The 10,445-nt window shown below is 40.2% G+C and carries 9 protein-coding genes, 1 pseudogene and 1 riboswitch; of the genes and pseudogenes, 8 read left to right on the top strand and 2 right to left on the bottom strand.

The genetic code is table 11. From position 1 onward, the window contains the following. Positions 1 to 118: 118 nt before the first annotated feature. Together MBEAL2_RS27775 and MBEAL2_RS27770 are read left to right on the top strand one after the other, a co-directional pair. Positions 119 to 961, top strand: a complete 843-nt coding sequence (locus tag MBEAL2_RS27775; RefSeq protein ID WP_052948074.1) for a DUF8832 domain-containing protein — start codon at positions 119 to 121, stop codon at positions 959 to 961. A 296-nt stretch (positions 962 to 1,257) separates the two neighbouring features. Continuing rightward, positions 1,258 to 1,896 (top strand): nitrite/sulfite reductase domain-containing protein, encoded by a 639-nt coding sequence (locus tag MBEAL2_RS27770; protein ID WP_047155433.1) that lies wholly within the window; start codon positions 1,258 to 1,260, stop codon positions 1,894 to 1,896. Positions 1,897 to 2,198: 302 nt separating this feature from the next. Here the strand turns inward: MBEAL2_RS27770 and MBEAL2_RS27765 are convergent, their stop codons facing one another. Next, positions 2,199 to 2,855, bottom strand: coding sequence for a potassium channel family protein (locus MBEAL2_RS27765; protein WP_047155431.1), 657 nt, complete (start codon positions 2,853 to 2,855; stop codon positions 2,199 to 2,201). Positions 2,856 to 2,983: 128 nt separating this feature from the next. Here MBEAL2_RS27765 and MBEAL2_RS34255 point away from each other — a divergent pair, with 128 nt between their 5' ends. Further along, entirely contained in the window at positions 2,984 to 3,268 is a 285-nt protein-coding gene (locus tag MBEAL2_RS34255) for a cation:proton antiporter (RefSeq protein ID WP_052948073.1), read from the top strand. After that, positions 3,265 to 3,930: a cation:proton antiporter gene (locus MBEAL2_RS27760; RefSeq protein WP_052948072.1), complete on the top strand. Its 666-nt coding sequence runs from the start codon at positions 3,265 to 3,267 to the stop codon at positions 3,928 to 3,930. The genes MBEAL2_RS34255 and MBEAL2_RS27760 overlap by 4 nt, the downstream gene beginning before the upstream one ends. A gap of 36 nt (positions 3,931 to 3,966) precedes the next feature. On the opposite strand, the gene MBEAL2_RS27755 is transcribed toward MBEAL2_RS27760, so the two are convergent. After that, positions 3,967 to 5,319, bottom strand: coding sequence for a TrkH family potassium uptake protein (locus tag MBEAL2_RS27755; protein WP_047155430.1), 1,353 nt, complete (start codon positions 5,317 to 5,319; stop codon positions 3,967 to 3,969). A gap of 309 nt (positions 5,320 to 5,628) precedes the next feature. Between MBEAL2_RS27755 and MBEAL2_RS27750 the strand changes: the two genes are divergently transcribed. The 4 genes and pseudogenes from MBEAL2_RS27750 to MBEAL2_RS30825 form a co-directional block, all read left to right on the top strand. After that, on the top strand, positions 5,629 to 6,162 hold the full coding sequence (locus MBEAL2_RS27750; RefSeq protein ID WP_161798317.1) for a YhcN/YlaJ family sporulation lipoprotein: 534 nt from the start codon (positions 5,629 to 5,631) through the stop codon (positions 6,160 to 6,162). A gap of 359 nt (positions 6,163 to 6,521) precedes the next feature. Further along, positions 6,522 to 6,621: riboswitch (purine riboswitch) on the top strand. A 63-nt stretch (positions 6,622 to 6,684) separates the two neighbouring features. Next, a pseudogene (locus MBEAL2_RS27745) lies at positions 6,685 to 7,864 on the top strand (NCS2 family permease). A gap of 251 nt (positions 7,865 to 8,115) precedes the next feature. Further along, positions 8,116 to 9,354 carry a serine/threonine transporter SstT gene (sstT, locus tag MBEAL2_RS27740; protein WP_047155428.1) on the top strand — a complete coding sequence of 413 codons (1,239 nt, stop codon included), beginning with the start codon at positions 8,116 to 8,118 and terminating at the stop codon, positions 9,352 to 9,354. Positions 9,355 to 9,661: 307 nt separating this feature from the next. Next, on the top strand, positions 9,662 to 10,445 hold a 784-nt coding region (locus tag MBEAL2_RS30825), incomplete at its 3' end, for an aldo/keto reductase (protein ID WP_152667956.1).

The following is a 10,445-nucleotide window of genomic DNA, read 5'->3' as shown; positions in this document are numbered from 1 at the left end:
CTGCTGTTGGACTCTTGGCTCCATGGGTTGCGGGTGCAGCAATGGCTCTAAGTTCGGTATCGGTTGTTCTCAATGCGCTTCGCCTTCAAAAAGTAAAATTATAAGGGGGAATAAAGGTATGAAATATTACTTAACCGTCTCGATCGTTTTAATCGCCTTCGTTTTGTTTGCCTATAATTCAACGAGTCAATCAAAAGGTAGTGTTAGTCAACATGAACAACCGCAGGCGATGGCTCATAATGGGCAGGAACAGACACATGATGGAATGGATCATAACCAACAGGGGCATACACATGAGGGCATGGATCAAGGTGGACATTCAGCAACAGAGAAGAAGGATATACCAGTACACACGGTGTGGAAAATACCGGCTGATATCAAGCCAAACCAGGATACGAAAATGAATTTCTTTGTTAGAGACGAAGCAGGGAAGCCCATTGAGAACTTTGATGTGAATCATGAAAAGAAAATCCATCTGATTGTGTTAAGCAAAGATTTATCTTTCTTTAACCACATTCATCCCGAATACAAAGGAAAAGGAGAATTCGAGGTTACAACTCAATTCCCAACCGGAGGAGATTACAAGCTCATTTCAGATTTTATCCCCACCGGTGGGAAACAGAAGGTTGAAATGGATTGGATTAACGTATCGGGAAGAACAGCTGCACCGAAACCACTGCAGCCCGAGTCCAATTTAACAAAAGTGGTGGATGGAAAAGAAATTACACTTTCTTTTGACCAGTTAAAGACAGGCAAGGAACTGATGATGAACTTTACCATTAACGATGCAAACAGTAAAAAGCCAATGACAAACCTGCAGCCTTATTTAGGAGCAATCGGCCATGTCGTCATTATGAGCGCAGATACAGAAAACTACCTGCATGTACATTCCATGGAGGGGCAGGGTTCAGGCCCAGATGCGAAATTTATGACCGAGTTTTCAAAGAGTGGTCTTTATTAAATCTGGGGTCAATTTCAGTATGAGGGGAAAGTATTCACCGTACCTTTTGTTGTGAAAGTGCCTTAATGAAATAAGGATAAAAAGTTCTTGTGGGCTTTTTATCCTTACAAAATCAGCACTCGGTTTGTAGGTCATACACTGAATGATAATTTAATCTAAGTTTACACAGTACAAACGGTAAGCATCAAAATGACTTTCAGTTATTTAAAATCATTTTGATAATTAAATCAAAGAACAGTTTATCCTTTCAGTGAATTGTTTCCAAGAAAATATAAAGGAAAGAAAGGATGAGGAGATTGAATAAAATCACGTTTGCGGTGAGTCCGGAAATAAGAGTGGGAGGGTCAGTTTTTACTCCAGATGATTTGATGGCGATTGGGGAAATCGTTGGTACAGATGCAAAAATTGAATTAACCACTTTCCAGCAGCTGATTGTTGAAATGGAGGAGGAGAAAGCAGCGGAGGCAAAACAAAGGTTACTTCTGCGGGGGCTATGTGTGTATGATACCGGTTCAGTTGTAAAGAATCTCTCTATCTGTAATTTTTGCAAGGGAGCGGAAGTAGAAGGCTTAAATGCCGCAAAAAATCTAAATGACACCATTGCAGGCATTCCAGTTCCCTTTACTATGAGGGTTGGCTATACTGGATGTCCCAATGCCTGTGGAGAACCCCTTGTAAAGGATATTGGCGTTGTAAAACGAAACGATGCTTTTGATATCTATATTGGAGGAATGTCAAAAACATTGGAAGCTGGTACGGGTCAATTGTTGATAGAACAGGTTAGCGAACAAAGCTTGTCTGAATTCGTGAAGAAACTTATTCTCCTTTATCAACAGCACGGGAAGAAAAGGGAAAAGTTCAATAAATTCCTCACCCGGTATGGAATGGAGAACATTAAAAATGAGCTAGGTATTGCTCACGATTCCCTGACCTAGAAGAAAAAATCACCTTATTATAGAAACTTACCTATACAGGTTGAAAGCCTCTTAATTTAAGAGGCTCGTTTTATTAAAAGTAACAAGCAGAATGCCTAGTACAGAAGGTTCAACATGCAAGGGGAATAGTGGCAGCCTGTTTTTCGGACGTTCATAAAAAGTTATTAATGTTCATATGGAACCAGTCTCCTACAAATGGTTAATCAACACTGGTGAAAATACGTGAATAAATTAAAATACCCATCCCAAATTAATAATATCTGGTGGGTATTTTTCGTTTCTGTATCGCTTTTTCTAATAAACTAAATTTCTTCTTCAAAGCGTCTTAAATCATCATTATGGCCAATGACAATTAAAATATCGCCTTCCTGAATGATGACTTCCGGACTGGGTGCAATATTAAACTCATGGTTCGTTTTAATCGCCATGACATTGACCCCAAACTGCGCGCGCAGATCCAGTTCAATAAGGCTTTTTCCATACAAATTTTCTGAAGCGGCTACTTCCACTACGCCGTAATCGGGAGAGAGTTCAACAAAATCAAGAACATTGGTCGAGATTAAATTATGGGCCACTCGTTTTCCCATATCCCGCTCAGGGAAGACCACCCGATCGGCTCCTACCTTATACAATACTTGTCCATGCCGTTCATTTTGAGCTTTAGCCACAATTTTTTTCACGCCTGCTTCCTTTAAAATCAAGGTAGTTAAAATGCTGGCCTGAATATCTTCCCCGATGGCAACAACGACCACGTCAACGTTTCGAATTCCGATTTCTTGTAAGGCTTGTTCATCCGTTGAATCTGCTTGTACCGTATGGGTAGCCATCCCCGTATAGTCTTGGACTTTTTCCTCGTTTTCATCAATGCCCATGACTTCATATCCTGATTCATATAAATGCTTGAGGACATTGCCACCAAAACGCCCCAAGCCAATAACGGCAAACGATTTTGCATCCATTTTTCTCTACAACTCCTTCGGTATCTTTATATCCTGTCATTGTAACACGTAAATTAAAGGGCATTCTATCTTATAGCATGCCGTAAATTCTGTTTCCTTATCTTTAATACGAAAGGTTGTTATATTTCATGGAAGAGATCACGACAGCGATTCACCGTGTCTTTTATTTGCTCATTGCCATTTTCATTGGGGGGATGATCGCTGGGAAAATAGCTGCGAAAGTAAAAATACCGGATGTCGCTTTATTTTTACTCCTCGGGATTGCTATTGGGCCAGGGCTACACTTGATTTCTGTAGAAAGCCGTTCCTTTTTAAATCAGTTTATTCTTGTGCTTGGAGCCACTTTAATCTTATTTGATGGAGGACGAAATATTCGTTTGCAATCCTTAAAGAAAGTATCCTTGATTTCTTGAAAGTAGCGGTGGGTGGGATTTTAATTGGAGCAGCTATTGGTTTTGTCATTTCTTTTTTAGTTTCTCATGTTTCATTTGGCTTTTTGCGTGATTACACCGTCATAGGGATGGTGGTTGCAGCGCTGCTTTCCTACCTGCTAGCGGATGTAGTGCATGTTAGTGGTTTTATGGCGACCTTTGTTGCCGGGCTTATCTTCGGGAACGCTTCTGATTTCGGGCTTCATATGGAAGCAAAACAAAGTGAAATCCACCATTTTTCGGACAATATAACGGTGATGATGCGTATGCTCATTTTTATTTTGTTAGGCAGCCAGGTAGATTTCTCCATGATGATGAAGTATCTGTGGGGAGGAGTCCTCGTGGTCTTTATCCTCATGTTTATTGCGCGTCCACTCACGGTCATTACCTGCGCTCTGCCTGATCGAAAAGCCAAATGGACTTGGCGGGAAATCTTATTTATGTGTTGGACAAGGGAAACAGGTGTGATTCCTGCCGCACTATCCGGTATGGTAGTTGGAATGGGTGTACCGTATGCAGAGGTCATTGCGGCTGTGACCTTCCTTGCGATTTTGATTACCATCTTAGTGCAAGCGAGTACAACACCGTATGTTGCTCGTAAATTAGGCGTAGATGAAGTAGATACAAAACAAGGGACAGCATAAATGCTGTCCCTTTACCTTTACCTTTACCTTTATTTTTTATCCAATGGAAATTTTCCCTTCCGAATGGCGGAAATGTTTTTTGTTGCGATCCCAGCTTAATGCAAAAGCAACGGTTAAAGGGCCGACACGTCCAGCAAACATAACAAAAGAAAGAAGAAGTTTCCCGATGATTGTGAGCTTAGGTGTCAATCCCGTTGACAAACCTACTGTACCAAAGGCAGAGGTGGTTTCAAAAAGTACGGTGAGAAAATCCGCTTTCTCTGTAATGGAAAGAAGCATTGCGACTGTAATAACTAATATGAGCGCTGCGAACGTAACCGTTAATGCTTTGTATACTTTCTCTTCTCCAATTCGCTGCCTAAAATAGACCACATCACCCTGGCCTTTTATCATCGCCCACACTGCACCTAATAAGATTGCGAAAGTGGTTACCTTAATCCCGCCCGCTGTGGAACCTGGTGCAGCCCCAATAAACATCAGGATCACCATCATGAAAAGAGTAGCCTGACGCATATCGCCGATAGGTAAGGTGTTGGCCCCGTCTGTACGGGTACAAATAGATTGAAAAAGGGAACCCAGTATTCTTCCTGACCAGTTAAGCGGTACTAGTGTTTTTGGGTTGTTAAATTCAAAAAGAAAGATAAAAAAAGCTCCTCCAAAAATCAAAATGGCTGTGGTTGAAAGAACAACCTTTGTATGGAGGGACAGCTTCTTTTTTTTTCTATAATCCACCAGTTCATCAATGACCACAAATCCAATTCCGCCTGCAACAATCAGTGTCATAATCACGATGTTGACGACAGGGTCATCTACAAAGGGGGTTAAGCTTCTAAATTCTCCAACAATATCAAACCCTGCATTATTAAAGTTTGATATTGAATGAAACAAACCCCAATAAAAGCTCTTTTGCCAGCCCAGGTCTGGAAGCCAATATAAACCTAAGATAAGTGTGCCTGCTCCCTCGAAAATAAGAGTAAAAAGAAGAATACGCTGAACCAGACGTATAATCCCGCCCATGCTTAAATGACTAATAGATTCTTGAATGAGCAGCCGCTGTCGGAGCGAAATTTTTCTTCCCAGTATCAAAACAAAAAGAGAAGCAACGGTCATAAAACCGAGTCCACCTATTTGAATCAGGCTTAAAATAACGAGTTGCCCAAAAAGGGTGAAGGTAGTGCCTGTATCCACAACAACAAGGCCAGTCACACAAGTAGCAGAAGTGGTTGTGAACAGAGCATCTACAAAAGGCAACCCTTGACCATCGACGGTGGAGATAGGGAGTGTTAATAAGAATGCGCCCAGTAAAATAAGCGTTCCAAACCCAATGACAAAGAGTTGAGGAGGACTTACCGAAGCAGTCAGTTTTCTAAATCCATTTTTAGCTAGCATGGCTTTTTCTCCTATTTAGTTATGTGTTTTCTTTAATACTATACCCTTTACTGATTCATTCATTTGTTTATTTTACCTATTTTATACTGTCTTGTACTATTTTTTAAGCGCTGATTAAAAAAAACGCCCAAAAAACATTTCTGTTAGGGGGAATTTCGGATATTAAGATGCAGCTTATGAGAAATAACTTTCATTAATCCTCCCTGATAAGATTGGACAAAGTGTGCAAACTAACAAGGGGGTGAAGAGATGAATAAAGCTATAAAAATATTTACTGTGATCACTCATGTTGCTGTATTGGGAAGTTCATTGATTGCTTGTAATCAGGACGGAACGCCGAATAATGCAGGTCGAACACAGGGGTATCAAGCGAATGAATACCGAACGAATGGCGTTGCTTCTGATTCTAATAACAACCATCCAAATGACATACATAGTTACAGTGTGTGGCCCTATAGAGGAACCTCTCCGTTTGATCACCCTGGAAGCCGATTTACTACAATAGTTAATGACCATCCGATTGCTGAACGTATAGCACAACTAGCTGCAAATGTTCCAGGGGTAAGTCATACTACTACGTTTGTTTATGGGAATGATATTATTGTTGGGATTGATATCAAAAACAACGGTAATAGGCAGATGATTGAACAGCAGGTACGTGAGAATCTGGAGGCCGCAGAACCAGGGTGTATCGCTCATGTAACAGCTGATCCAGCATTGCATCAACAAGTCCGCGCCTTAGGTTCACAACTACGTGATAGACGACCAACTCAGACATTCGTCGATGACATGGATAAACTTATTCGCGATATGGACCGTTCCGTTATTGGGTCTTTTCATTAAATAAAGACAACAATGTAGAGGGATTCCTCACTGGAAGCCTCTTTTTATACAAACAGGTAGCCAACCAGAGTCTCTTTTTACTGATTTTCATCCGGTCGTACAAGATATTTTCTATACTGGTCGTCTATGAACTTTTTGAATTGTTTCGAACCCTTTCAATGAATCGTCTGATGGCCATTGTCTTACTTGTTCTCGCCCGTAAGATTGTTCTCTCGCCAGATCACTCTTATATCCTGATAGAAATTTTCCGGAGGTATTTGGTTATACTATGTAGAATTTCATACTTTTTAAGAAAAGCTTAAAACGAACAATTTTAAGTTGACACTCCTTGATTGTTTGCCTTAATATACAAATGTGCTCATACAGCACTCATAATCGTTCGTATATCCTCGATAATAAGGTTTGAGGGTCTCTAGAAGGAACCGTAAATTTCTGGCTACGAATGGGTATATTATTGTACCCATTTACAGTCAGAATTTTTTTGTTTTCTGGCCATATGAAAAGATAAGGTGGAGATTTTTTATGGAGAAGTTTTTTCATCTAAAAGAAAACGGAACAAGCATTAAAACTGAACTGATTGCCGGACTCACTACATTTTTAACTATGGTTTATATCGTGATTGTAAATCCTGCCATATTGTCTTCAGCAGGCGTACCTTTTCATCAAGTGTACATGGCAACGATTATTTCTGCTGCGATAGGAACACTCTGGATGGCGCTGTTTGCCAAATATCCAATTGCGATTGCGCCCGGAATGGGGATGAATGCTTATTTTGCAAGTGTAGTTACTGCGCATGGAATTTCTTATGAGGCTGTGTTTGGTGCTGTATTTCTGGCTGGGATTATATTTATTCTGCTTACATTTACTGCGTTGCGCGAAACCTTAATACATGCGATACCCAGTTCATTAAAATACGGAATTACGTCAGGAATCGGGCTTTTTATTCATTACCCTCGTATTAATTGCAAGAAAAGTAAACGGTGCATTGTTTATCGGTATGGTAACTACCGCCATCATTGGTTATTTTTCAGGTATGCTGCAGTTCAAGGGCATTGTGTCCGCACCACCTGTTCCGTCTTTCTTTCAATTGGACATCGGTGCTGTTTTCTCTCAAGGATTATACACAATCGTTTTTGCTTTTCTTTTGGTAACTATTTTTGATACGACAGGAACGATTATTGGTGTTGCCGAACAAGCAGATTTATTGCAGGAAGGAAAACTACCGAGAGCAAAACAGGCTCTAATGGCTGATGCGCTGGCCACGACAATTGGTTCAGTATTTGGAACAAGCCCTTCGACCGCATACATTGAATCTACAACCGGAACTGCAGCCGGAGGTAGAACAGGATTAACTGCTCTTGTTGTCGCTGTTTTATTTTTAATTTCGATGTTCTTTTCTCCTGTTATTTCTGCTATTTCTTCATTGCCAGCGATTACAGCACCGGTTTTAATTATTGTTGGATGTTTTATGATGGAAGGACTTGCACGAATTGACTGGAAAACTTTTGATGAGGCTTTTCCTGCTTTTGTCATTATTTTAAGTATGCCTTTAACATCCAGTATTGCCACAGGAATTGCCATTGGGTTTATTACCTATCCGTTACTGAAATTTGTAAGCGGAAAAGGCAAAGCGGTACATCCTATCCTATATCTCTTTGGGTTCATTTTCCTTTTGCAGATGGTTTTCTTTCCTGCACACTAATGAATAGGTTAAAACTTTTTTGACAAGGATAATAATATTGTAATATATCAAAAAAATCATTATAATACTATTTATCATAAAGACAGTTGTCTTTATGGAGTGGAATGCGATGAGAATGGCCATCCATCGAAGAAATTAATCATACAGAAACCTATTTAATTAGTAATGACCTCTATCGCAGGGTTATGAGAAATGAATAGCTAGATATTAGCAATGTTACAATTTTATCTTAAACTAGTGGGGGAACATCTATGAAAAGCATACTGAAAAAGGGGAGTCAATTGAGTCTGGTAAAACAAATAATTATAGGTTTGATTGTTGGTATTATCCTGGCTGTAACGCTCCCCGAAGCAGCAAAACCTGTTGTGATTTTAGGCTCTTTATTTGTAGGTGCTTTGAAAGCAATTGCACCTGTGTTGGTACTCTTCTTGGTTATGTCGGCCATCGCGGGGCACAAGAGTGGTCACCAAACGAATATGAAATCCATTATCTTCCTATACCTTTTAGGAACCTTTTTAGCTGGATTAATCGCCGTTATTCTAAGTTTTATTTTTCCTGTAAGCTTAACACTTGCAAAGAGCGCTGAGGGTGTGACGGCTCCTGGCGGTGTTGTAGAGGTTCTCAAAACATTACTGCTGAACGTTGTTGATAACCCAGTTAAAGCAATTTATAATGCGAACTATATCGGTATTTTAGCTTGGGCGATACTTCTTGGTTTGGCGTTAAGAAATGCCCCTGATACGACAAAAACGATGATTTCTAATTTTTCAGATGCTGTATCCAAAATGGTTGCATGGGTGATTAAGTTTGCACCATTAGGAATCATGGGTCTAGTATTTGATTCTATTACTACAAATGGAATTGAGTCGTTACTAAGCTATGGGAAATTACTTGCCGTTTTGATTGGTTGTATGGTCTTCGTGGCGCTTGTTGTCAATCCAATCATTGTGTTCGTAGTTATACGTCAAAACCCTTTCCCGCTTGTTTTTAAGTGCTTAAAGGAAAGCGGTATTACAGCATTCTTTACACGTAGCTCAGCTTCAAATATTCCTGTAAATATGAGATTATGTGAAAATCTAGGTTTGGATAAGGATAGTTATTCAGTATCCATTCCATTAGGTGCAACCATTAATATGGCTGGTGCCGCTGTTACTATTTCTGTTTTGACACTTGCAGCGGTTCATACACTTGGCATTCAAGTGGACCTCCCTACAGCAATCATCCTCAGCGTAGTATCAGCTATATGTGCTTGTGGTGCTTCAGGGGTTGCTGGTGGATCCTTGTTACTGATTCCTCTAGCGTGCAGCTTATTTGGAATCCCAGCTGAAGTTGCTATGCAGGTAGTTGGAGTAGGCTTTATCATAGGTGTTTTACAAGACTCTTTTGAAACGGCACTTAACTCATCCACAGACGTACTTTTCACAGCAGCAGCTGAATTTAAAGAGTGGCGTAAAGAAGGAAAAAAAATAAGTATCCACAAAGCAGCATAAAGAAGAAATCCTCTTATCGGGCGATTGAACTGCACCCCAATTGTTAGACTCGACTAACAATTGGAGGTGCAGTTTTTTTATGGAAAACTGTACTTTAAACAAAAATGGGCTGCTGTTTCGATTAAATTGACACCTGAAGAAATGGCGTTGCTGGAAGAGCCTATGTGCTGCATCCGGTGCTTGGTACGACATTCTAATTTTGGCGCGACGGCAACTCGATATTCATTGAATATAAGGAACAGACAAGAACGCCTTACGTGGGGCGTTCTGTCTCTATACTTTAGAATTTTGGAAGGGAGTTTTGAATATGAGTAATGTTTTAATCCTTGGAGCAAACGGGTCAATTGCTCGTTATGCTATTGATTTATTCCTAAACGAAACCGATACTCAGTTGACGCTTTATCTGCGTAACTCACGTAGACTAAGAAACATGGATTCAAATCGCGTACGAGTCATCGAAGGCGATGTTTTGGGTGTTGAAAAATTAAAAGAAGCCATGATGGGAATATATGATGAAGTCCCAGGAGAGAGGTATAGTAGTATATTAGATCCATATCGAAAGTCAGCTGAGATCATCGAAGCCTCAGACCTCGACTATACGATTTTGAGACCCGGATGGTTTACCAATGCCGCTTATCAAAATGAAGAAGCGGTCGGCAGAGCAATCAAACGGAGTGGCGTGGCAAGAGAGGAAATGTTTATTACGACAAAACTCTGGATTCAGGATGCCGGTTATGAGAGCACAAAGAAAGCATTTGTAAAATCACTGGAAAGATTGCAATTGGATTATTTGGATTTGTATTTAATTCATCAGCCATTTGGCGATGTATATGGTTCTTGGCGTGCTATGGAGGAATTGTATCGTGAAGGAAAAATCAAGGCAATCGGAGTTAGTAACTTTCAGATGGATCATCTGGTAGATTTGATGATTCATAATGAAGTAATTCCTGCCGTAAACCAGGTCGAAACGCATCCTTTCTGCCAGCAAATAGAAAGTGCTAAACTTATGAAAGAGAACAATGTTCAGATAGAGTCCTGGGGACCTTTTGCTGAAGGAAGAAATAACATGTTCCAGAATGAAGTTTTAGTAT

This window comes from Aneurinibacillus tyrosinisolvens (assembly GCF_001015055.1).
GTDB classification, from domain to species: Bacteria; Bacillota; Bacilli; order Aneurinibacillales; family Aneurinibacillaceae; genus Aneurinibacillus_A; species Aneurinibacillus_A tyrosinisolvens.
This window is presented reverse-complemented; position numbering and strand designations above follow the sequence as displayed.